Here is a 21942-nt window from a genome sequence, read left to right on the forward strand (position 1 = left end):
AAAGGGGCGCTCAGGTCAAGGAAGCAGCCCATTGCCCGTCCTCGTGAGGCGGGGCGATAGTCGGCGGGGTCGTGGAGAGGCGGAATGCGAAAATCCCATTGGGCACGGGCCGCCGTGGCAGCGATGGTCGTGCTGTTGTCGCCGGCGGCCCGGGCGGACACCGGCGTTGGTCCGTTTGACCACGGCAGATTCAATATCCTGGCCTGGACCAGGTCCCCGCCGCTGGCGTCCCTCGGCGACGACGTGATCCGGATGAGCAGCACGCCTGCGCTTGGCGGCAGGAGCTGGGTCATCGAACTCCATCGTGCCGATGCGAAATGGGCGGTGGGCGAGGCGAGGTTTCTGTGGACCAGCCGCAGCAAGGGGAACGAGGCCGGTCGGGTCCGCTTTTCGATGCCCATCGAGGACTACGAGACGCTGACCCGACGCATCGACGCCGAACTGGCGCGGGACGAGCCGAGGACCGGTGGGTTTGTGTCGGAGCCGGGCGGGCCGGTGACGGAGTTGATCGTCTGCACGGACGGCCCGGGCTATGTCAGCGAGCGGCGGGTTGGCGGAAAGCAGACCTGGCTGGACGGCTTCTGCGGCGAAAACCACCCCAACGACGCCATCGCCGCCCTGCTGCAGCAGGCCGTGCTGGACTACGCCTGCGGTTGGTTCGACATGGATCGTCGCTGTGCGCCTGAGCGGAACGACTAGCGGGATCAGGCCTCGCCCGCGATTGCCGCGTTGGAATAGCGGCTGTCGGCCGTGACCTCCTCGCCCAGCCAGTCCGGCTGTTCGAAGTCGGCGTCGGCCGAGGGCAGTTCGATCTCGGCCAGCACCAGGCCGGGGCGGGGGTGTTCGAATTCGTCGACCTCGAACAGGCTCGCGCCCACCTGCACGGTGTGGCGGGTCTTTCTGATCACCCCGCCATCGACCATGCCACTCTCCAGGATGGCGGCGCCCTGGTCGGCGGGGATGGGGATGTTGAACTCCGGCCGTTCGCGGCCCTCAGGATCGATGGCCCGGCCCTTGAGGGTCAGCACCGCCGCCTCGCCCTCGAAGCGCACCCGGATAGAAGCCTCCTTGCGGCGGCTGACATAGCCGGCGCGCATGACCACCGGCTCGCCGATGACCTGGGCCCGCCAGCCGTCGTGCAACACCAGGAACTTGCGCTCGATCTCGCGGTGGGCGGCGCTCATGCTCAGTCCTCGGCCTTGGCCTTGTCCTCGATCTTGGGGACCTTGTAGTCCACCTTCACGTCGCCGATGGCGGTCTTGAGAACGCAGTAGATCTCCCAGATCCGCTGACCCTCCTCCTGCAGGGAGATGGCGCATTGGCCGATGAGCTGGTCGCGCGGCGAGTCGGCGGGATTGCTCAGGTCCTGCTGCGGCGTGGCGCCGGGATTGGTCCAGGCCATCCGGCCGACCCCCATCATGATCCAGGTGCTGTTGACCTGCATCCCCGCTCCGGTCAGTTCCACCGACAGGTCATCGGGAAAATCCAGCCGCAGGGTGATGTCACCGGTCTTGGCGTCCTGGGAGACCGTCGCCTTGTTGCAGCGGTTGCCCGTGCCGATCGTGCCGTTGTTGACGCTGAAGCCGCAGCGCCCGTCGGTCGCTTCGATCCGCAACGGCGCGGCCACAGCCGGCGCCCCAACAGCCGCGAGCGCCCCCGCGGCCACCAGCGCCGAAACCCATCCTCGCATCGTTGTCCCCCTCTGGATCAGCCCACCATCGTGGCGTCGTGAGCTTACCGTCAACCGGGAGAACGACTAGCCGCGAAGTTCGAGACCGTTGCCTTCCGGATCCTTGAGATAGAGGCTGAGGCCCTCGCCGCCGGAGCCGTAGCGCAGGCCTTCCTCGCCGACCTCGACGCCGTGGGCCTCCAGGTGCGCCTTGACGGTCTCCAGGTCGAAGCCGGCGACGTTGAGGCAGACGTGGTCGAGGTTGCGGCCCTCTTCGCCGGGGCCCGCGCCGCCCATGCGGCCCAGCCGGCCGTCCACCGAGACGATGTCGATCAGGCTGGAGCCGGCCCGCAGCTGCACCAGGCCGATGGCGTCCTGCCGCTTCTCGACGGTGAGGCCGAGCACGCCGGTGTAGAAGTCGACGAGCTTCTGCTGGTCATGGGCCCGCAGGACGAGGTGGTCGATGCCGGTGATGCGCATGGCGTCCAGATGGTCGCGTGGGGCCGGCCGGGCAAGGGTCGACGCTGCTCTTCGTTAAGCATAGCATCGTTCGCTCAATCGATTTTTGGGCAATCATCTCGGGGAGGAGATCATGGGAAGAATTCTGCTGGCGGGCCTGCTGGCTGGCCTCGCCATGTTCGTCTGGTCGTCGCTGGCGCACACGGTCCTGCCGCTGGGCCATATCGGCATCAACCAGCTTCCGGAGGCTTCGGCCGCGCCGGCGGCGCTGCGGGCCGACGCCGGCCAGAAGGCGGGGCTCTACAGCTTTCCGGGCGTCGGCGAAGGGCTCAACCCGCATGAGGACGAGGCCGCCCGCGCGGCGTTGATGGAAGCGACCAAAACCAGCCCGTCCGGCATCGTCATCTATCATCCGCCGGGTCGGGCGATGGACATGGGCCCCTACCTGATCAGCGAGGCCCTGATCGAGATCCTGCAGGGCCTGTTGCTGGCCTTTGTGCTGGCCAAGATCGCCGGCTCGTTCACCACGCGGCTGCTCTCGGCGACCGCCGTCGGCCTGGCGGCGGCGGTGACGACCAACGGCAGCAACGCCATCTGGTACGGCTATCCGATGGACTTCTCGCTGGCCACGGGTGTGACGACCTTCGTCGGCTACACCGTCGCGGGTGCGGTGGCGGCCTGGCTGCTGGGGCGGAAGGCGGCCAGTTCCTCCTCCGACGCGTAGCGGCGGGGGAGGGGGACCGCCGCCGCGACTTAGCGGCGGTGGTGGAGGGGGCAGCGCCGGCGGATCGGGTTGATCCTGAACGCTGTCGTTGCTCCCGCTCCAGAACGCGATTCATCGGCAGGGGCCGGCGCTGCTCCCTCCCCGTGACGCTTCGCGTCCCGGAGGAGGAATTGTCTGGGTCCGGAACGGCCCTGTCGTTCTAGGCCTCTAGGCCTTGCCCGGCTCCGGGAAGCCGCGGCTGCGCATCAGCGCCCCGATGGCCGGGTCGCGGCCGCGGAAGTCGCGGTACTGCTGGGCCGGGTCCTTGCGGTTGCCCTGGCTCATGATGGTCGCATACAGCCGGTCGGCGGTCGGCCGGTCGTAGGCGCTGCCGGCCTCGACGAAGGCTTCCCAGCAGTCGGCGGTCAGGGTGTCGGACCACAGGTAGCTGTAGTAGCCGGCCGAGTAGCCGTCGCTCGAGAAGACGTGCCCGAACTGCGGCGTGCGGTGACGCATGACGATCTCCTCGGGCATGCCGAGTTTGGCCAGTTCCTCGCGCTCGAACTTGTCCGGATCGATGGTCACGTCGCCGGCCAGGTGCAGCTTCATGTCGATCAGGGCGCTGGCCAGGTACTCGACGGTGATGAAGCCCTGGTTGAACTTCGAGGCCGCGTCGATCTTGTCGACCAGGGCCTGCGGGATCGGCTGCTTGGTTTCGTAGTGGATGATGTACTTTTCCATCACCTCCGGCGTGGTCAGCCACTTCTCGTTCAGCTGGCTGGGGAACTCGACGTAGTCGCGGGCGACGTTGGTGCCCGAGACGGTCGGATAGACCACGTTCGAGCACAGGCCGTGGATGGCGTGGCCGAACTCGTGGAACATGGTCTCGGCGTCGTCCCAGCTGATCAGCACCGGCTTGCCTTCGCCGGCCTGGATGTAGTTGCAGTTGTTGCTGACCAGGGTGGTGATCTTGCCCTTGAAGGTCTCCTGGGTGCGGTAGTCGGTCATCCAGGCGCCCGAGCGCTTGCCCTCGCGGGCGAAGGGATCGAAGTACCACAGGCCGACGTGCTCACCCTTGCGGGTCACTTCCCAGACCTTCACGTCGGGATGGAAGACCGGGATGCCGGTCACCGGCTTGAATTCGAAGCCATGCAGCTTGCCGGCCGCGAAGAACATCGCCTCGCGCATGTTGTTGAGCTCGAGGTAGGGCTTCACCTCGTTCAGATCGAGGTCGTACTTCGCCTTGCGGACCTTCTCGGCGTAGAAGCGGTAGTCCCAGGGGGCCAGCTTGAAGCCGCCCTTCTCGGCGTCGATGATGGCCTGCATGTCGGCGACGTCGCGCTTCACGGCGGCCACGGCCGGCGTCCAGACGGCCTCCATCAGCTCCATGGCCCGCTCGGGGGTCTTGGCCATGGCGTTCTCGAGCCGCCAGTGGGCGTGGGTCTTGTAGCCCAGCAGCTTGGCCCGCTCGACGCGCAGCTTGAGGATCTTGGTGATGATGGCGTTGTTGTCGGTGGCGCCGCCGGTGTCGCCGCGGCCGACGAAGGCGCGCCAGACCTTCTCGCGGGTGGCGCGCACCGGCGAATAGGTCAGGTAGGGATCGACGCTGGAGCGGGTGTTGACGATGACCGCCTTGCCCTCAAGCCCCTTGGCCTTGGCCGAGGCGCGGGCCCCGTCGACCAGCGAGGCGGGCAGGCCCACGAGATCGGCGTCGGAAAGCTCGATGTAGGTGCTCTCGTCGGCCAGCAGGTTCTTGTTGAACTGGGTGTAGAGGCCGGCCAGTTCCTCGTTGATGCCGGCGACGCGCTTCTTGGCGTCGGGGCCGAGCTTGGCGCCGGAGCGCACGAAGCCGTCGTACCAGACCCAGGTGACCCGCTGCTGCTCGGGCGTCAGCTTGGCCTTGTCAGGCGAGTTGTAGACCGCCTCGACCTTGGCGAAGAGGGGGGCGTTCTGGTTGATCTTGTCCTGATAGACCGACAGCTTGGGGTCCATCTCGGCCTCGACCGCCTGGAACTCCGGCGTGCTGAGGTTGGAGCTCCAGACGCCATAGTAGCGGTAGGCGCGGCCCAGGGCCCGGCCGGCGTCCTCGAGCGGCGCGATCACCGTCTCGAAGGTCGGGGCGGCCTTGTTGTTCACGATGGCGGCGATCTGGGCGTCGTTCTCGGCCATGGCGGCTTCGAGGCCCGGCTTGAAGTCGGCGACCTTGACCTTGTCGAAGAAGGGCACGCCGCCGTAGGGGCCCTTGAAGGGGGCGACGACCGGATTGTCGGCCTGGAAGGCGAAGGCGGGACGGACGGCGGCGGCCGCGACGGCCGCGGTCGATGCGGCGAGGAAGGTTCTGCGTTGCACGGGCATGGAGCTCCAGGGTCACATTGTGGCGAGACCCTAGGGCATGCGGTCGGCGAGGTCACATGAACGGGCTGTAACCTAACGGGATCCTTCTCCCGACAAGCGGGAGAAGGACGCTATCTGAGGATCATCAGATCCATCACCGGCCGGGGAGCCGGCGGCGGGGCGGGCGCCTCGGCGCGGGGCGGCTGGGCGCTCCAGGCGGCGGCGGCGGTCAGCAGGGCGACGGCGGCGACCAGGCTGAAGCCCATCAGCTGGCGGGCGCTGGTCGGGGCCGGGGCCTTGAGCAGGGCAATGCGGGCCTCCAGCGGATGCTTCGCCGAGGCGGGCCAGTAGCAGCCGATCGGCAGGGCCTGGTCGGCCAGGCTGGTCTTCAGCATGGCGTGGGCGTAGCGGCGGCGCTCCTTGGGATAGCGGGCCACGACGACGGCGTCGCAGCTCAGCTCCTGGTCCAGCCGGATGCGGCTGGCGGCCAGGTGGACCAGGGGGTTGAACCAGAACAGGCACTGGATGGCGGCCAGCACGGCGTTGGCGCGCGGGTCGTCGCGGTCCATGTGCACCCGTTCGTGGGCGCGGATCAGCCGTTGTTCCTCGGGGCTGAAGCGCTCGGCGAAGTCGGCCGGCAGGATCAGGCGCGGGTCGATGACGCCGATGATGGCCGGACCGGCCTGACCACGGGCGGCCTTGCGCATGAAGCGGCGCTGGCCGGCGGCCAGCCGCAGGGCCAGGACCACGGCGCCGATCAGCCAGGCGGCGATGGCCAGACCCGACAGCCAGGGCTGGCCCTCGATCAGGGCGGCGACCTCCGGGACGGCGGCCTCTTCCAGCGGCACGCTGCGCAGGGCCGGCAGCAGGCTGGCGCTGGCCGCCATCGGCACGATCAGCCAGGCGGCGTAGACCGACTGGGCTCCGAACAGGCGCAGCAACGGCTGGCGCAGGGCCATGACGACGAGCACGGCCGCCGCGACGGCGATGTTCAGTTTGGCCAGGGAGATCAGCAGGTCACTGATCATCGCCCATCTCCTCGATCAGCGCCTTCAGCCGGGACACTTCCTGCGGGCTCAGCTTGCGGTGCTCGGCGAAGTGGGAAATCAGCGGGGCCAGCTCGCCGTCGAACAGGCGGTCCAGCAGGCCCTGGCTCTCGGAGGTGATGTAGTCCTCGCGCTGCACCAGGGGCCGGTACTGGTGGCGGCCGCCGGCCCGTTCGGACTGGATGACCGACTTCTTCAGCAGGCGGTTGATCAGCGTCTTGACCGTGGCGTCGCCCCAGTCCTGCGCCTGCTTGACCTCGGCGACCAGCTCGTCGGCGGTGCAGGGTCCGGTGCGCCACAGCGCCTCCATGACCTGGCTTTCGGCGCTGGTGATCTGGACGGGTTCTCTGGCCATGCCATGAGATTACGCCGGTAATGCACGACGTCAACATGAATTTATGACCGTCAACCGAGAGCGGGCCCGCTTCCCAAGCATGGCGCGTGGGCCTACACCGCAGGTCATGGCGATAGGCGTATTCGACTCCGGCGTCGGAGGACTGACCGTGCACCGCACCCTGGTGGAGCGGCTCCCGCACGCGAACTTCATCTACCTGGCCGACCAGGCCAACGCCCCCTACGGCGGGCGGCCCGGCGAGGAGGTGGTCGACCTGACCCGGGCCGGCTGCATCCGGCTGTTCGAGGCCGGCGCGTCGCTGGTCGTGCTGGCCTGCAACACCGCCAGCGCCATCGCGCTTCGCCGCCTGCAGCAGACCTGGCTCCCGGGCTACCGCAAGGAGACGGGGCGGGCGCTCAACGTGCTGGGCATCATCGTGCCGACCATCGAGGCGGCCACGGGCCTGCCCTGGGAACACGAGGCCGAACGGCGCGGCGACAAGATCGAGAAGCTCGACGTCCTCGGGGTGTTTTCAACGCCGGGTACGGCCAGCAGCCGCGTGTTCGAGATCGAGATCGACAAGCGCAAGCAGGACCTGGCGGTCTTCTCCGAACCCTGCCCGAACCTGGCCCGGATGATCGAGGACGGGGCCGGGCCGGTCGAGCTGGCCAAGGAGGTCGAGGGCCATGTGCAGGCCTTGAAGCGCCGCATCGGCCGCTTCCCCGACCGCGCCATCCTCGGCTGCACCCACTACGAGATGGTCGCCGACCTGTTCCGCGCCGCCCTGCCGCCCGGCACGCCGTTGATCCACCAGCCCGGGGCGACGGCCGATGCGCTGGCCCTCTATCTCGACCGCCACCCGGAACTGGACCCGGGCAGTTCGGGTCATCGCCGCTTCCTGACCACCGGGACGCCCGGCCGGCAGAACGGCCTGGTGCAGGGCTTCTGGGGCGCGCCGCTCGACTTCGAAGCGGCTTGATTGATCGTTCAAGACGGGTTTAGGTGACCGCCGTTCGATCGGAGGGGATCATGCGCATTCTGTTGGCGGCCGCGTTGGCGGCGGCGCTTGTCGGCACAGCCGGGACGGCTTCGGCCGCCGTCAAGTCCGCCGCCGAGGGGCGGCTGGAACTGGAGAGCAGCGTCGTCGTGGCCGGCGCGCCGGACAAGGTCTACGAGGCCATCGGCCAGATCGGCTCCTGGTGGGACCCGGCCCACAGCTACGGCGGCAAGATGACCCTGGAGCTGAAGCCCGGCGGCTGCTTCTGCGAAAGCCTGCCCGGCGGCGGGGTCAAGCATGGCGAGGTGGTCCTGGCCATGCCGGGCAAGTATGTGCGGCTGTCGGCCCCGCTGGGTCCGATGCAGGACTGGGGCGTCGCCACGGCGATGACCTTCGAGTTGAAGCCGGCCGAGGGTGGCAAGACGACGGTGGTCCTGCGCTACAAGGCCAGCGGCTTCAGCGCCGGCCAGCTGCAGGCCGCGCCGGGGATTGACGGGGTGATCGCCGGGCAGCTGACGCGGCTGAAGGCGTATATCGAGACCGGCAAGCCGAGCTGAGACGGGGCGCGGTCCTCCCTCCCCTTTATGGGGAGGGACCGACGGCGAAGCCGTCAGGGTGGGGAAGTCGGATGCAGCCCACCCAGAGTTCGTGGTCTTGGAATGCCAAGTTCGGACAGGCCAGCGCTTGAACGCGAGTTCCCCACCCTGCGGGGCTGCGCCCCGCTGTCCCTCCCCATAAAGGGGAGGGAGGGCGCGAACTCTTAAGCCGCCGCGGCCGCCTCGCCCGCGATCACCCGGCTCACCGCATTGACCACCGCCGCGATCCGCAGCGCCGCCTGCACGGCCGTGTTCGGAACCCCGTGCTTCTTCAGCTCCGCCTCATGCGCGTCCAGGCACATGCCGCAACCGTTGATGGCCGACACCGCCGTCGACCACAGCTCGAAGTCGACCTTGTCGACGCCCGGGTTGGCCAGGACGTTCATGCGCAGCTTGGCCGGCAGGGTGCCGTATTCCTTGTTCTTCATCAGGTGCAGGGACCGGTAGTAGACGTTGTTCATGCCCATGATGGCGGCCGCGGCCTTGGCGGCGGTCAGGGCCTCTTCGCTGAGGCCGGCGGCGCGGGCGGCCGCTTCCAGGCCCTTCACCACCACCGGCTGGCCCACCGCATGGGCGGAGGCGACGAAGGCGCCCCACTTCTGCTGTTCGCTCAGCAGGGTCTCGGCCGACAGCGACGAGAGGTTGAGGCTCAGGTCCTTGGCATAGGCGGGCAGCGCGTCGCGCACGGTGTCGATCGACATCGGTTGGGTCCGTTCAAAGGGGAAAAAGGGGGCCGGGGTCTCCCCCGCCCGCTGGGGGGAGGAAACGGGGCAGGGGAGCCCCGGCGCCAGCGGGTCCGGGGAGGGACGGTGGACCCGCTGGATCTTGTGGCTGCCTACTCGGCGGCCAGGCTCAGCACGTCGCCGCCGACCGCGCGGTTGCACGGGCACAGCTCGTCGGTCTGCAGGGCGTCGAGCACCCGCAGGGTGTCGGCCGGCGCGCGGCCGACGTTCAGGTTGGTGACGTAGACGTGCTGCACGACGTTGTGCGGGTCGACCACGAAGGTGGCGCGCTGGGCGACGCCCTCTTCCTCGTCGAGCACGCCCAGTTCGCGGGCGAACTTGCCGCCGTTGTCGGCGAAGTTCCACATCGGCAGGCTGTTGAGGTCCGGGTGCTCCCGGCGCCAGCCCAGCTTGCTGTGCTCGTTGTCGGTCGAGCCGCCGAGGACGACGGTGTCACGGTCTTCGAACTCGCGGTTCAGGCGGGCGAACTCGGCGATTTCGGTCGGGCAGACGAAGGTGAAATCCTTCGGGTAGAAGAAGATGACCTTCCACTTGCCCGGGAAGCTTTCGTTGGTCACGGCCTCGAACGCGCTCTCGCCGTTCTCTTCGTGACGGTTGAACTTCGGCTTCACGCCGACGACTTTGAACTCAGGCAGTTTCTGGCCAACACCCAGCATTGCGTATCCCTCGCGCTTGGAAAAATGATCGAGACAGGTGAAGCCGCCGGACAGGGGAGCGTCGCGGCGACAGGGGCCAGATAAGCGGCGACTCACCCATTAGCCAATCGATAGTTTTTGCCGGCGGCATAGATCGTCTCTATGATCGCCTCATGCTCCCCACCCTGCGCCAGCTGCAGTATCTCAAGCTCCTCGCCGAGCACGGCAGCTTCAGCCGCGCCGCCGAGGCCGCCCACGTCACCCAGCCCACCCTGTCGGCCGGCATCGCCGAGCTGGAGCGGATCATCGGCGCCCCGGTGGTCGATCGCGCCCGCAGCGGCGTCATCCTCACCGCCGCCGGCGAGGAGGCCGCGCGCCGGGCCCGCGACCTGCTGGCCGGGGCCGAGGATCTGGTGCAGGCCAGCCAGAGCGCCGGCCTGCCGCTGGCCGGGCGGTTCCGGCTTGGCGTCATCCCGACCATCGCCCCCTTCCTGCTGCCCAAGGCGCTGCCGGTCATGCGGGCCCGCTTCCCCAAGCTGCGCCTCTTCCTGCGCGAGGACCTGACCAGCCGCCTGATCACCGCCCTGAAGTCGGGCGCCCTCGACGCCGCCCTGATCGCGCTGCCCTACGATATGGCTGGCCTCGACTGGGCCCATGTCGTCGACGACGAACTGCTGGCCGCCGTGCCGACCGGCCACGCCATGGCCAGCCAGGCCAGCATCAGCCCCGCCTCGCTGGACGGCGACGAGCTGATCCTGCTCGAGGACGGGCACTGCCTGCGCGACCATGTGCTGGCCGCCTGTGGCCTCGGCCCCCCGGCCCGGCACGGCGAGGAGGAAGCCTTCGCCGCCACCTCCCTGCCGACCCTGGTGCAGATGGTTGGCTCGGGCCTGGGTGTTTCCTTCGTGCCGGCCATGGCGGTGGAGGCGGGGCTGACCGGCCAGGCGCCGGTCACCGTGCGGCCGCTGAAGGCCGACCATCCCAGCCGCGAGGTGGTCGTCGCCTGGCGGGCCGGCTCCAGCCGGGCGCGCGACGGACGCCTGCTGGCGGAGACGCTGCGGGATGCCTGATCTACATCCCCCAATATCCGATCACCCCGACGAAAGTCGGGGCCCAGTGTCCGCTGACGGCGCTGAGCGTGGCGCTGATCAGCGCCGGCCTGTCCTCTGGTTTGCCAGCTGGGCCCCGACTTTCGTCGGGGTGATCGGAATTTTAGATAGGCATGCATGGCGGTGGAAATCCGCACGCGATACCGTCTGTCCGTCAGCTGGGGATTTCGATGCACAGAGTCTTAGTAGCCGTTGCGGCGATGTTCGCGCTCATAGGCTCATCGGTTCACGCCGCCGAACCCTCGCCCGAGGTCAAGGCCGAGGCCCGTACCCTGTTTTCAAAGATCATCGCCTTCCCGACCCAGGAGGGCAGGGGCCAGGTTCCGGCCCTGGCCAAATACCTGGTCGGCGAGCTGAAGACCGCCGGCTTCAAGGACGGCGAGATGCAGATCGTGCCGCTCGGCGAGACCGCCGGCCTGATCGTCCGCTATCCCGGCAAGGCCGGCTCGACCAAGCCGCCGGTCGTGCTGATGGCCCACATGGACGTCGTCGCCGCCAGCAAGGAAGACTGGGGCGGCCGCGACCCCTATGTCCTCACCGAGCAGGACGGGACCTTCTTCGGCCGCGGCGTGGTCGACAACAAGTATGGCGTGCTGACCATCACCCAGGCCTTCATGCGCCTGCGCCGCGAGGGCTTCGTCCCCGACCGCGACCTGATCCTGGCCTTCACCGGCGACGAGGAGACCACCGGCAAGACCGCCATCCTGCTGGCCGGCAAGCTGAAGGGCGCCGCCTACGCCATCAACTCCGACGCCGGCGGTGGCTTCCGGGGCGGCGGCAATGAGAAGGCCAGCTACGCCCTGCAGGTGGCCGAGAAGACCTACGCCACCTACGAACTGACCGCCCACAACACCGGCGGCCACTCCTCGGCCCCGCGCCCGGACAACGCCATCTACGACCTGGCCGCCGCGCTGCGGAACATCGCCGCCTATAAGTTCGAGGCGCGCTGGAACCCGGTCACCCTGGAAAGCTTCCGCCTGACCGCCCCCAGCCTGGACGGCGAGCTGGGCAAGGCCATGGCCCGCTTCGCCGCCAATCCGCACGACAAGGGCGCCATCGCCGAGCTCGACAAGTCTTGGGTCAGCAACGAGCTGCGCACCACCTGCGTGGCCACCATGCTGCGCGGCGGCCATGCCGAGAACGCCCTGCCGGTGGCGGCGACCGCCACCATCAACTGCCGAATCTTCCCCGGCCAGACGATCGCGCAGGTCCGCGACACGCTGCTGAAGGTGGCCGGCAACGACAAGCTGGAGATCAAGATCACCGGCGAACCGGTCGAGAGCGACGTCTCGGTGCCGCCGGAGGAGCTGCGCGTGGCCCTGGCCAAGGTGCTGGCCGTCCGCTCGCCGGGCGTCGTCGCCATCCCCTACATGGAGGCGGGGGCCACCGACGGCCTCTACTTCCGTAGCGCCGGCATCCCGACCCTCGGCGTCGGCGGCCTCTTCCTGTCACAGGGCGTCGACTACAACATCCACGGCAACAACGAACGCCTGCCCGTGGCGCAGTTCGACGACGGCCTGGACCACTTCTACCTGCTGATCAAGGCGCTGGCGGGGGCGGAGTAGGGCGCCGTTCCAACCACCCCAACGGCCGTCATCCTAGGGTCGGTGGTGCCTAGGACCCACGGCTCAGCCGCCGCGAACTTCTGCCATGGAGGCGCGGCCGCGCCTCCACCCCGCCGTGAGTGCGGCGGACACGTGGGTCCTAGGCACCACCGACCCTAGGATGACGGGTGTTGAGGGTGGGAAACAGATATATCTAAATACCTCTTGCGAACCCCACATTTCCGATATATCTAAAATCCGACATATCGAAATAGCATCGCATGTCAGACATATCGCAATAGGACTCATTTCAATGCATCGCATGTTCGGCTTTCACCGCCACACCCATCACCGCGGCCCCTTCGGCCATCACGGCCGCCACGGCGGCGCCCACCACGGCTGGCGTCGGCCCGGCCGGTTCTTTGACCACGGCGACCTGCGCTTCGTGCTGCTCAAGCTGATCGCCGAGACCCCGCGTCACGGCTACGAGCTGATCAAGGCCGTCGAGGAAAACGCCGGCGGCGCCTATACCCCCAGCCCGGGCGTGGTCTACCCGACCCTGACCCTGCTGGAAGAGACCGGCCTGATCGTCGCCGAAGCCCAGGGCGGCAAGAAGCGCTACAGCATCACCCCCGAGGGCGAGGCCCAACTGGCCGCCAACGAGGGCCAGGTGGCCGGCATCTTCGACCGCATGGCGCAGGCCGCCCAGGCCAGCGCCATCTTCTCCCCGCAGATCCTGCGGGCCCGCGAGAACCTCAAGACCGCCCTTCGCCTGAAACTGACCGGCCAGTCGCTGACCAAGGAACAGATCGCCGCGATCTGCGACGCCCTGGACGCGGCGGCGGCGGCTGTGGAGCGCGCCTGATGGACAGCCACGCCCGCCTGACCACCGACAGGGCGGTCCGCTACATGAGCCAGCTGGGCAAGCACTGGAGCCACAAGTTCCCGGTGCTGCTCGGCGAGGCCGACTGCGAGATCGACCTGCCCATCGGCCGCTGCGTGATGCGCGCCGACGCCGAGGGCCTGGCCATCACCGCCACGGCCGAGACGCCGGAGGGCCTGACCAAGCTGGAAGACGTCATCGCCAGCCACCTGGCCCGCTTCGCCTTCCGGGAGGGGGAAGTCACGTTCGGCTGGACCCGCGCCTGGCCGGCGGGGGCCATCGATGTGAGCCGGATGCGGGCCTAATCGAGAAAGCGGCGTCTCGCTCTCCCCCGCTTGGCGGGGGAGTGGATTTGGCGAGCGCTGCAAGCGAGCCAAACCGAGGGGGTCTCCTCCGCCGGTTCAGAACGACAACCCCAACCACCGGCGCTGCCCCGCCTCCTGGTCCGTCGCTCACGCTCCGAACCGTCCTCCGCCCCCTCTCGGGGGCGGAGAGCTAGACTACAACCCCAGCGCCGCCTTCACCGCGCGCCAGTCGATCAGCTTGAAGTTCTGGCGGGCGCGGGCGGCGGACTGGCCTTCGCCGTCGCTGTCGACGTCGTCCTGGACCACCACCAGGCCCTCGCCATACGGCCCGACCACGCCACCCAGTCCGGCAACGCCGTCCGTGCCCGTCACCGGGTCGACGCCATTGCCGCCGACGGCGGAGAACCGGCCCTTGAACACCGGCTCCGCGCCGTCCACCCGCCAGACCGCGAAGCTGCTGTCACCCTGGCTGGAGGCGATCAGCCAGGTCACGGCGCCCTCGCGGAGCAGCGTCAGGCCCTCGACATCGGGCGTCAGCATCGCCGACGGGGCCGCCGCGATCAGCGTCCCTTGCGTGGCCGCCGGATCGAGGTCGAAGCGCCAGACGCCCTTGTTCTCTTCGCCCAGGTACAGCACGCCCTTTTCGTCATCGACGACGCAGCCCTCGGTCTGGCTGCTGACCCCGAAGCGCTTCTCCTCGGTCGCCTTGAAGGCGCCGTCCGGCCCGGCCTCGATGCGCACCTGCCGCACCTGGCCGTCCGTGCCGTTGACGATGACCAGGAAACCGCCCGCCCGCCGGCCCATGCACAGGCCGTAGGGCTCGGCCAGGTCGAGCGGCGCGACGCCCCAGGGCTCGACCGTCAGCGAATCGGGATCCATCAGATACAGCGCCGCCCCCATGCGGCCGCGATCCGACGCGGCGACGAGCACCCGCTCGCCTTTGGCCGTGGCGAATCCGCCACGCAGGTCGACGTTGTTGAGTTTGCCGTCCGGGATGAAGCCGGTGATCCGGCCCTCCAGGTCGTAGGTATAGAGCCCGGCCTGCTTGTCCGTCCCGAAGATCACAACCCGCGATGGATCGCGCGGATCGGCCCAGATTTCCGGGTCGTCGGCGGCGTCGGCCGACCTTGTGGCCACCGATTGCGTCTCTTTCGACGACAGAACAGGGGTTCCGACGCCGATCGTCAGTTTTCCGGAGTCCGACACCGCCTCCGGATCAGTCGTTGTGCAAGCACAGAGAAGAGCAGAGGCCAGGATCGCCGTCACGGAACTGTAGCAAAACCGTCGAACAAACATCACTGGCGTCTCTCTGCTGTCAAAACTAAGTCCGCCGCGTGCTGATCACGAGCGCGATCTCCCGTCAACCGCGCTGTCACACGAGGGGCAACCGATGACCAGAACCAAACTCTTTGCACTGACGGCCCTCGCGCCGCTCGCTTTCGCCGCGCAAGCCTGGGCCGCTGATGAAGTCGCCATCGCCACGGCCGAGCCCGAGGCGCCGGCCACCGTCGAGGAACTGGTGATCAACCCCGGCGTCACCTTCCGTGATCGCACCGACACCACCGCCCCGGTCCTGGTCTATGATCAGGAGTACTTCCAGCGCTTCGAGCCGGTCTCGGCCGGCGACGCCATGAAGCGCATCCCCAGCGTCACCTTCCTGTCCGACGTGCTGGAGAGCGACGGCGCCCGCCTGCGCGGCCTCGACCCGGGCTACACCCAGATCCTGATCAACGGCGAGCGGGTGCCCGGCGCCAATGCCGACCGCAGCTTCTTCGTCGACCGCATCCCGGCCGAGCTGGTCGAGCGCATCGAGATCGTCCGCGCCCCGTCAGCGAACCGCAGCGGCGACGCTGTCGCCGGTTCCCTGAACATCGTGCTTCGCGACGCCTACAGCCTCGACGGCGGCTATGTTCGCGGCGGCGGAGCCTATTATGACGACGGCAAGTGGGCCGGTTCGGCCGGCCTGGTCTGGGGCGGCCAGGTGGGCCCAGGTCGGCTGCTGTTTGGGCTCGGCGCTCAGGGCCGCCGCAGCCCGAAAGAAAAGCTGTCCAAGCGTTTCAGCGCGCCGGGCGGTACGCTGAACAACATCGAGGTCCAGACCGATGTGCGTGACGGCACCGACTACTCGGCCAACTTCTCCTACGAGACCCCGTTGGCCGGCGGCGAGCTTGAGCTGAGCGGCTTCTGGGTCCGCACCGACCGCCTGCAGGACGAGGACTCGATCGAGTACGTCAATGGGATCCGGACTGACGTCAACATCAACACCGTCAATGACAACGATCTCGACATCCTGACCGACAACTACACCCTGGCCGCCAAGTATGAGCGCGACTTCCTGGGCGGCAAGAACAAGTTCCGGCTCGGCTATGCGGCCATCATCGACGACCAGTTCGAGTTCGAGGAAGAGATCGAATACCGCCGCGAAGGCGTCCCGATCCCCTATCCCGACGCCGACCGCTTCACCCGCGATGAGGTCCGGACCGACCTCGAGGACCGCGAGTTCTCCGCCGGCTACGAACACAGCCGCGCCTTCGGCCCGGTCGAGCTGGCCTTTGGCCTCCAGTACAATGACAAGGAGCGCGACAACCTCGTTGTCGAACAGCGCTTCCGCACCACCACCTTCCCGACGCCAACCCCGGTCTACACCCCCCAGGGGACCGGCGACGTCAACATCGAGGAAACCCGGCTCGACCCCTTCGTGATGCTCTCCGGCAAGGGCGACGTGGTCCGCTGGGAGGCGGGTCTGCGTTACGAGACCACCGACGTCACCATCACCGACGACAGCGATGACGTCGATCCGGCCGATCGGGTCACCGACAAGTCCTACGAACTGCTGCTGCCGTCGGCCAACCTGCGGATCAAGGTCGGTGAGGCCGGCCGGATCAACCTGTCGGCCGCCCGGACGGTCCGTCGGCCGAAGTTCGATCAACTACAGCCGATCGAACTGAACGACGAGTTCGGCGATGACAAGGACTTCATCGGCAACCCGAACCTGGATCCTGAAACGGCCTGGGGTCTAGACGCTGGCTACGAGCATCGCATCGGTCGCCGCGGCGTCGTTGGCGTCAACGTCTTCTATCGTGACGTCACCGACCTGATCGCGGTCATCAACACTGGCGTCAACCCCAATGATCTGGCCGCCGACCTCTACACCGTCGCCAACGTCGGCGACGGCCAAGTCTGGGGCATTGAGTTCGATCTCTCCACCCCGCTGACCTTCATGGGCTTGGACAACACTGGCGTCTTCTTCAACTACAGCTGGCTGGACAGCGAGATCACCGACTTCGCCGGCGAGCGGAAGTTCAACGACCAGTCAGGCTACGTCTACAACATCGGCTTCATCCAGGACCTGCCCAGCTGGGGGGCCGCTTTCGGCGCGACCTACCGCAAGCAGGGCGACGCCTTCGGCCGACTGGAGCTGGAAGAGGTCCACACCTCCTATGGCAGTGACCTGGAAGTCTTTGTCGAGAAGCGGTTCGGCAAGAACTTCGTCCTGCGTCTGACCGGCCAGAACCTGCTCGACAGCTCCAAGGACGAGGTGTTCCACAAGTTCGGCGACCTCGACGACCAGGCCAGCCGCACTTATGACGAGTACGAAATCGAAACCGAGCGCGCCGGTCCGGTGTTCCAGATCGTGGCGCGGTACGCCTTCTAGAATTCACTCCCTCCCCAGAGTGTGAATCCCCTGACCCCGCCTGGTCTGCCAGGCGGGGTCTTTCTTTGTGAGTTCGCCTTGGAGCGTCAGTCCATCAGCCGCCGCGACAGATAGCTGTACTCCAGCGCCACCCGCATCGCCGTCTCGTTGAGGTTGGCGCTGGCCGCGTGGCCGCCGTCGATGTTCTCGTAGTAGAGGACCGGATAGCCCAGCGACTCCAGCTTGGCGGCGGCCTTGCGGGCGTGGCCGGGGGCGACGCGGTCGTCCTTGGTCGAGGTCTCGATGTAGACCTCCGGATATTTCATACCGATCCGTATATTCTGGTAGGGGCTGTACTTGCCGATGAAGGCCCAGTCTTTGGGGTCCGTGCCGTCGCCGTACTCGCCGGCCCAGCTGGCGCCGGCCCCGCCCATGACCGTGTAGCGCTGCATGTCCAGCAGCGGCACCTGGATGACCACGGCGTTGTAGAGGTCCGGCCGCTGCGTCAAGGCCACGCCCATCAGCAGGCCGCCGTTCGAGCCGCCCATGATCCCCAGCCGCCGGGGCGAAGTGATCTTCCTGGAGACCAGGTCCTCGGACACCGCGAAGAAGTCGTCAAAGACCCGCTGGCGGTTCTCCTTCAGGCCCGCCTGGTGCCAGGCCGGCCCGAACTCGCCGCCGCCGCGGATGTTGGCCAGCACATAGACGCCGCCACGCTCCAGCCACAGCTTGCCGATGGTCCCCGAGTAGGCGGGGTTCATCGACACCTGGAAGCCGCCGTAGGCGTACAGCAGGGTGGGGTTGGACCCATCCAGCTTGATGTCCTTCTTGTGGACCACGAAGTAGGGGACCTTGGTCCCGTCCTTGCTGGTCGCCTCATACTGCTCGGTCACCATGTCGCTGGCGTCGAACTTGGCCGGGGCGGCCTTGATCTGGGCCGGCTTGGCCGCGCCGTCGGCCAGCCACAGGGTCTTGGGGTTGAGGAAGTTGTCGACCGTCGTCAGCACTTGGTCGCCCTGGGCGCCGACCGAGGCGATGCCGAGAGAGGAATTGGCCGGCAGGTCCAGCTTCTGCTTCGTCCAGCCGGCCTTGCCGGGCCGGTAGGCGTAGATGGCGCCGGTGACGTTGTCGGTCAGCTCGACCACCAGGGTGTGGGCCGTCGAGGTCACCGTCTCGATCGATTGGCGCGCCGTCGGCCGCAGGATCAGTTCGGCCTTGGCCCCCGCCGGATCGGCCAGCAGGGCCTTCAGGTCAAAGGCGGCCAAGTCGCCCTGCTTCAGGCCCTGGGCGGCCCAGTCCTCCTCGACGGAGAAGGCCAGCCTGCCGTCGACAAGGGCCTGCACCGACGACTTCAGCGGGAAGGGCAGGCGGGTCGCCTTGCCGCCTGCCCAGGCGTAGGTCTCGGCCTCGAAGAAGCTGACCGCGCGGTTGATGAACACCGCTTCGATCCGGCCCTCGGGATCGCGCAGGGCGTAGCCGCTGACCGAGATGTCGTCCTCGGTCCCGCGGAACATCTCGACAGCCTGCTCGATCGGCTGGCCGCGCTTCCACAGTTTCAGCACGAAGGGGTAGCTCGACTTGGTCATCGTGCCCGGACCCCAGTCGCGGGCGATCATCAGGGTGTCCTTGTCGAGCCAGCTGATGTTCTGCTTGCCCTCGGGGGCCACGAAACCGCCCTCGACGAAGGTCTTGCTGACGGTGTCGAACTCGCGGACCGTCACCGCGTCCTTGCCGCCGTCCGACAGCGAGACCAGGCAGTAGCGGTCATCCGGCGGCAGGCAGTTGGAGCCCTTCCACACCCAGTTCTTGCCCTCGGCCGTCGACAGGGCGTCGAGGTCGAGGATGGTTTCCCAGTCCGGCGTCGCGGTGCGGTAGCTGTCCAGGGTCGTGCGCCGCCAGACGCCGCGCACATGCTCCTTGTCCTGCCAGAAGTTGCGCAACTGGGCGTCGCCCTTGCCGGCGAACCCGGCCAGGGGGATGCGGTCCTGGGCGGTGACGATCTTCAGCGCCTCGTCGAACAGGCCCTGGTAGCGCGGGTCGCCTTGCAGCACCGGCAGCGAGCGGGCGTTCTGCGCCCGGGCCCAGCCCAGCGCCTTCTCGCCCTCGACGTCCTCCAGCCATTGGAAGGGATCGGCCTGGGTCGCGGAGGGGCCGCCCGCCGATGGCTGGGCGTTGGCGACGGGAATGGAGGACAGGGTCAAGGCGGCTACCGCGGCAGTGAGGAACAGGTGTTTCAACGCTTCAGTCCATTCAATCCATCAATTGGCGTGACAGGTAGACATAGTGCATGGCCCAGCGCTTGGCGTTGGCCTTGGGGTCGGCGCCGTTGGCGTGACCCCCGTCGAGGTTCTCGTAGTAGAGATAGGGCTGGCCCAGGCTCTGCAGTTTGGCCGCGAACTTGCGGGCGTGGCCGGGGTGGACCCGGTCGTCCTTGGTCGAGGTGGTGATGTAGGCCAGCGGATATTTCACCCTGGGTTTCAGGTTCTGGTACGGGCTGTAGGCCGCGATCCAGGCGGCTTCCTCGGGCTTTTCCGGATCGCCATACTCGCCGATCCACGAGGCCCCGGCCGGCAGCCTGTGATAGCGCAGCATGTCGAGCAGCGGGCTTTCCACCACCACGGCGTTCCACAGGTCCGGCCGCTGGGTCATGGCCACGCCCATCAACAGACCGCCGTTCGAGCGGCCGTAGGCGCCCAGGCGCCGGGGGCTGGTGACGCCGTCCTTGATCAGGGCCTCGGCGACCGCGAAATAGTCGTCATAGGCCCGTTGTCGGTTGGCCTTCAGCGCCGCCTCGTGCCAGGCCGGTCCGAACTCGCCGCCGCCGCGGATGTTGGCGACCACATAGACGCCGCCGCGCTCCAGCCACAGCTTGCCAACCACCGGGTCATAGACCGGCAGCTTCGACAGCTGGAAACCGCCGTAGGCGTGCAGCAGGGTCGGGGCCTGGCCGTTCATCGCCAGGTCCTTGCGGCGCACCAGGAAGTAGGGGATGGCCGTGCCGTCCTTCGAAATCGCCTGGCGCTGCTCGACCATCAGGTCGTCGGCCTTGAACTTCGGCGGCAGCAGTTTCACCGGCCGGGCCATCGGCGTCGCCCCGACCCCGAGCATCAGCTTGGTCGGGGTGAGGAAGGTCTCCTCGGTGTAGAAGACGTCGTCGCCCTTGTCGGCGGTCGAGACCAGGCCGATGGCGGCGTTGTCGGCCCCCAGGTAGCGCTGCATCAGCCACACCCCCTGGGTCTGGTTGAAGCTGACGAGCGAGCCGCGCACGTTGTTGTACAGCACCGCCACGACGCGGTTGTCGGTGACGCCGATCTGGTCGCGGTCGAGCGCGATGCGGTCCTTGGGCTCGAACACCACCTGGGCGATGGGCCTCTGCGGCGGATTGCGGTTGCGCGGTAGCGGCGCGAACTGGTTGGCCGTCATGCCGGGCACGTCGACGGCCAGGAGCGAGCCGGCCTTGTAGGCATAGCCCTTCCAGGTCCAGTCCTGCTGGATGGAGACGATCAGCCGGCCGTTCACCATGCCATGCACGTTCGACCGGGTCGGCAGCATGATGCGCTGGGTGCGGAGCTGGTCGTCGAGCTGGAACCAGGCGGTGTTGAAGAAGTCGAGGTTGAGCCCGATCAGGACGAGCTTATTGCCCTTGGCGTCCTTGACCACGTCCGGCGAGACGCTGACGTGGTGGGTCGCGCCCTCGAACACCGTTTTGGCCGCCTCCAGCGGCTGGCCGCGGCCCAGCACCTTGATGATCCGGCCGTAGCCACTCTCGGTCAGGCTGCCCGGACCCCAGTCGCGGGTCAGGATCAGGCGGTCGTCGTCCAGCCACTCGACGTTCTGTTTGCCCTCGGGCAGGCGGAAGCCGCCGGCCACGAAGCGTTTGGCCTTGAGGTCGAATTCCCGCACCTCGACCGCGTCCTTGCCGCCGTTCGACAGCCGCACCAGGCAGCGGTCGTAGCCTGGCGAGCGACAGGTGGCTTCCTTCCAGACCCAGTTGGCATGCTCGGCGGCGCTCAGGGCGTCGAGGTCGAGCACCGTCTCCCACTGCGGCTCGGCGCTCCGGAAGCTCTCCAGCGTCGTGCGCCGCCAGATGCCACGCACATGCTCGGCGTCCTGCCAGAAATTGTAGACCGCCTCGCCGATGAACTCCGGCTTCGGGATCCGGTCCTTGGCCGACAGCACGGCCAGGGCCTCGTCATGCAGGGTCGCGTAGCGCTTGTCGCCGATCAGCACCGGCTCGGACTTGGCGTTCTCCGCCTTCACCCAATCGAGCGCCTTGGCCCCCTCGACCTCCTCCAGCCACTGGAAGGGATCGGCCGTCTGGGCGACGGCCGCCGCCGCGATGAACAGGGAAAGGCCGGCGAGCGCGGCTGCGAAGCGGATGGGACGCATGGATTTCCCCGAAACTTGAACCGCCGGAGCATAGGCGCCCGCGTGGCGGGAGCAAGGCGGCGATTTCCTCTCCTCAAGACCCCCTTCATCCGATCACCCCGACGAAAGTCGGGGCCCAGCTGGCAATTCGTATGAAGGTCGAGGCGCTGATCAGCGCGAACCCTTGATCAACGCGGCCTCTGGGCCCCGACTTTCGTCGGGGAAGTCGGAATTTAGGAGGGTGGCGCCGCAGGGCGCCGGCGCGCTACTCGTTCGGCTTGAAGTACGGCTCGACCGGGCCGGTCAGCTTGATGGTCATCGGGTTGCCCTTGCGGTCGACCTTGTTGCCGACGGCGACCTTCACCCAGCCTTCGCTGACGCAGTACTCGTCGACGTTGGTCTTTTCCTCGCCGCGGAACTTGATGCCGATGCCCTGCTGCAGCAGGTCCTCGTTGTAGTAGGGGCTGCGCGGGTTGGTGCAGAGGCGGTCGGGGAGTTCGTCGGCCATGGTCAGTCTCGATAGATGTGAGGCGCGGTTGATAGCGGCCCTTCCTTCATCTGTCATCCTTCGCCCAACCGAAGG

At 67.7% G+C, this 21942-nt stretch carries 21 protein-coding genes; 9 read left to right on the forward strand and 12 right to left on the reverse strand.

Going from position 1 to position 21942, the window contains the following annotated elements; all coding sequences use genetic code 11:
- Nucleotides 1–84: 84 nt before the first annotated feature.
- Nucleotides 85–699, forward strand: a complete 615-nt coding sequence (locus AC1RSK_RS04700) for a hypothetical protein (RefSeq protein WP_492905988.1) — start codon at nucleotides 85–87, stop codon at nucleotides 697–699.
- Between the two features lie 5 nt (nucleotides 700–704).
- Here AC1RSK_RS04700 and AC1RSK_RS04705 read toward each other — a convergent pair whose 3' ends face one another.
- From AC1RSK_RS04705 to AC1RSK_RS04715, 3 genes are all read right to left on the reverse strand, one after another.
- On the reverse strand, nucleotides 705–1184 hold the full coding sequence (locus tag AC1RSK_RS04705) for a CYTH domain-containing protein (protein WP_492905990.1): 480 nt from the start codon (nucleotides 1182–1184) through the stop codon (nucleotides 705–707).
- Nucleotides 1185–1186: 2 nt separating this feature from the next.
- Nucleotides 1187–1627: a hypothetical protein gene (locus AC1RSK_RS04710; RefSeq protein WP_492905992.1), complete on the reverse strand. Its 441-nt coding sequence runs from the start codon at nucleotides 1625–1627 to the stop codon at nucleotides 1187–1189.
- A gap of 129 nt (nucleotides 1628–1756) precedes the next feature.
- Entirely contained in the window at nucleotides 1757–2149 is a 393-nt protein-coding gene (locus AC1RSK_RS04715; RefSeq protein WP_492905994.1) for a VOC family protein, read from the reverse strand.
- Between the two features lie 112 nt (nucleotides 2150–2261).
- On the opposite strand from AC1RSK_RS04715, the gene AC1RSK_RS04720 reads away from it, so the two are divergent.
- Nucleotides 2262–2852, forward strand: coding sequence for a hypothetical protein (locus AC1RSK_RS04720; protein WP_492905996.1), 591 nt, complete (start codon nucleotides 2262–2264; stop codon nucleotides 2850–2852).
- Nucleotides 2853–3059: 207 nt separating this feature from the next.
- On the opposite strand, the gene AC1RSK_RS04725 is transcribed toward AC1RSK_RS04720, so the two are convergent.
- The 3 genes from AC1RSK_RS04725 to AC1RSK_RS04735 all read right to left on the reverse strand — a co-directional run bounded on the left by AC1RSK_RS04725 (nucleotide 3060) and on the right by AC1RSK_RS04735 (nucleotide 6566).
- Nucleotides 3060–5180 (reverse strand): M3 family metallopeptidase, encoded by a 2121-nt coding sequence (locus AC1RSK_RS04725; protein ID WP_492905998.1) that lies wholly within the window; start codon nucleotides 5178–5180, stop codon nucleotides 3060–3062.
- A 116-nt stretch (nucleotides 5181–5296) separates the two neighbouring features.
- Nucleotides 5297–6193 carry a M56 family metallopeptidase gene (locus tag AC1RSK_RS04730; RefSeq protein WP_492906000.1) on the reverse strand — a complete coding sequence of 299 codons (897 nt, stop codon included), beginning with the start codon at nucleotides 6191–6193 and terminating at the stop codon, nucleotides 5297–5299.
- Complete coding sequence (locus AC1RSK_RS04735) at nucleotides 6183–6566, reverse strand: BlaI/MecI/CopY family transcriptional regulator (RefSeq protein ID WP_492906002.1); 384 nt, start codon at nucleotides 6564–6566, stop codon at nucleotides 6183–6185. Before AC1RSK_RS04735 ends, AC1RSK_RS04730 begins: the two co-directional genes overlap by 11 nt.
- Nucleotides 6567–6672: 106 nt before the next feature.
- On the opposite strand from AC1RSK_RS04735, the gene AC1RSK_RS04740 reads away from it, so the two are divergent.
- Both AC1RSK_RS04740 and AC1RSK_RS04745 read left to right on the forward strand, forming a co-directional pair.
- Nucleotides 6673–7524, forward strand: coding sequence for a glutamate racemase (locus AC1RSK_RS04740; RefSeq protein WP_492906004.1), 852 nt, complete (start codon nucleotides 6673–6675; stop codon nucleotides 7522–7524).
- Nucleotides 7525–7574: 50 nt separating this feature from the next.
- Nucleotides 7575–8099, forward strand: coding sequence for an SRPBCC family protein (locus AC1RSK_RS04745; RefSeq protein ID WP_492906006.1), 525 nt, complete (start codon nucleotides 7575–7577; stop codon nucleotides 8097–8099).
- A gap of 203 nt (nucleotides 8100–8302) precedes the next feature.
- Here AC1RSK_RS04745 and ahpD read toward each other — a convergent pair whose 3' ends face one another.
- Together ahpD and AC1RSK_RS04755 are read right to left on the reverse strand one after the other, a co-directional pair.
- The gene (gene ahpD, locus AC1RSK_RS04750) at nucleotides 8303–8839 is read right to left on the reverse strand and encodes an alkylhydroperoxidase, AhpD family (RefSeq protein WP_492906008.1); all 537 of its coding nucleotides are present in this window, start codon (nucleotides 8837–8839) and stop codon (nucleotides 8303–8305) included.
- Between the two features lie 134 nt (nucleotides 8840–8973).
- Nucleotides 8974–9537: a peroxiredoxin gene (locus tag AC1RSK_RS04755; RefSeq protein ID WP_492906010.1), complete on the reverse strand. Its 564-nt coding sequence runs from the start codon at nucleotides 9535–9537 to the stop codon at nucleotides 8974–8976.
- Between the two features lie 152 nt (nucleotides 9538–9689).
- Here AC1RSK_RS04755 and AC1RSK_RS04760 point away from each other — a divergent pair, with 152 nt between their 5' ends.
- The 4 genes from AC1RSK_RS04760 to AC1RSK_RS04775 all read left to right on the forward strand — a co-directional run bounded on the left by AC1RSK_RS04760 (nucleotide 9690) and on the right by AC1RSK_RS04775 (nucleotide 13357).
- Nucleotides 9690–10586, forward strand: a complete 897-nt coding sequence (locus AC1RSK_RS04760; protein WP_492906012.1) for a hydrogen peroxide-inducible genes activator — start codon at nucleotides 9690–9692, stop codon at nucleotides 10584–10586.
- A 209-nt stretch (nucleotides 10587–10795) separates the two neighbouring features.
- Nucleotides 10796–12190 (forward strand): M20/M25/M40 family metallo-hydrolase, encoded by a 1395-nt coding sequence (locus tag AC1RSK_RS04765; RefSeq protein WP_492906013.1) that lies wholly within the window; start codon nucleotides 10796–10798, stop codon nucleotides 12188–12190.
- Between the two features lie 301 nt (nucleotides 12191–12491).
- The gene (locus AC1RSK_RS04770) at nucleotides 12492–13034 is read left to right on the forward strand and encodes a PadR family transcriptional regulator (protein WP_492906461.1); all 543 of its coding nucleotides are present in this window, start codon (nucleotides 12492–12494) and stop codon (nucleotides 13032–13034) included.
- Complete coding sequence (locus tag AC1RSK_RS04775; RefSeq protein ID WP_492906015.1) at nucleotides 13034–13357, forward strand: DUF2218 domain-containing protein; 324 nt, start codon at nucleotides 13034–13036, stop codon at nucleotides 13355–13357. Before AC1RSK_RS04770 ends, AC1RSK_RS04775 begins: the two co-directional genes overlap by 1 nt.
- A gap of 195 nt (nucleotides 13358–13552) precedes the next feature.
- Here the strand turns inward: AC1RSK_RS04775 and AC1RSK_RS04780 are convergent, their stop codons facing one another.
- Nucleotides 13553–14653, reverse strand: a complete 1101-nt coding sequence (locus AC1RSK_RS04780; RefSeq protein WP_492906017.1) for a phytase — start codon at nucleotides 14651–14653, stop codon at nucleotides 13553–13555.
- 94 nt (nucleotides 14654–14747) lie between these two features.
- On the opposite strand from AC1RSK_RS04780, the gene AC1RSK_RS04785 reads away from it, so the two are divergent.
- Nucleotides 14748–17012 carry a TonB-dependent receptor plug domain-containing protein gene (locus AC1RSK_RS04785; protein ID WP_492906019.1) on the forward strand — a complete coding sequence of 755 codons (2265 nt, stop codon included), beginning with the start codon at nucleotides 14748–14750 and terminating at the stop codon, nucleotides 17010–17012.
- 86 nt (nucleotides 17013–17098) lie between these two features.
- Here the strand turns inward: AC1RSK_RS04785 and AC1RSK_RS04790 are convergent, their stop codons facing one another.
- The 3 genes from AC1RSK_RS04790 to AC1RSK_RS04800 all read right to left on the reverse strand — a co-directional run bounded on the left by AC1RSK_RS04790 (nucleotide 17099) and on the right by AC1RSK_RS04800 (nucleotide 21867).
- Nucleotides 17099–19192 (reverse strand): prolyl oligopeptidase family serine peptidase, encoded by a 2094-nt coding sequence (locus AC1RSK_RS04790; protein WP_492906021.1) that lies wholly within the window; start codon nucleotides 19190–19192, stop codon nucleotides 17099–17101.
- A 49-nt stretch (nucleotides 19193–19241) separates the two neighbouring features.
- Entirely contained in the window at nucleotides 19242–21380 is a 2139-nt protein-coding gene (locus AC1RSK_RS04795) for a prolyl oligopeptidase family serine peptidase (protein ID WP_492906023.1), read from the reverse strand.
- A gap of 244 nt (nucleotides 21381–21624) precedes the next feature.
- Nucleotides 21625–21867, reverse strand: coding sequence for a DUF3297 family protein (locus AC1RSK_RS04800; RefSeq protein WP_492906025.1), 243 nt, complete (start codon nucleotides 21865–21867; stop codon nucleotides 21625–21627).
- Nucleotides 21868–21942 lie beyond the last annotated feature (75 nt).

The sequence above is a fragment of the Caulobacter sp. GW821-FHT11A05 genome, from assembly GCF_058809015.1.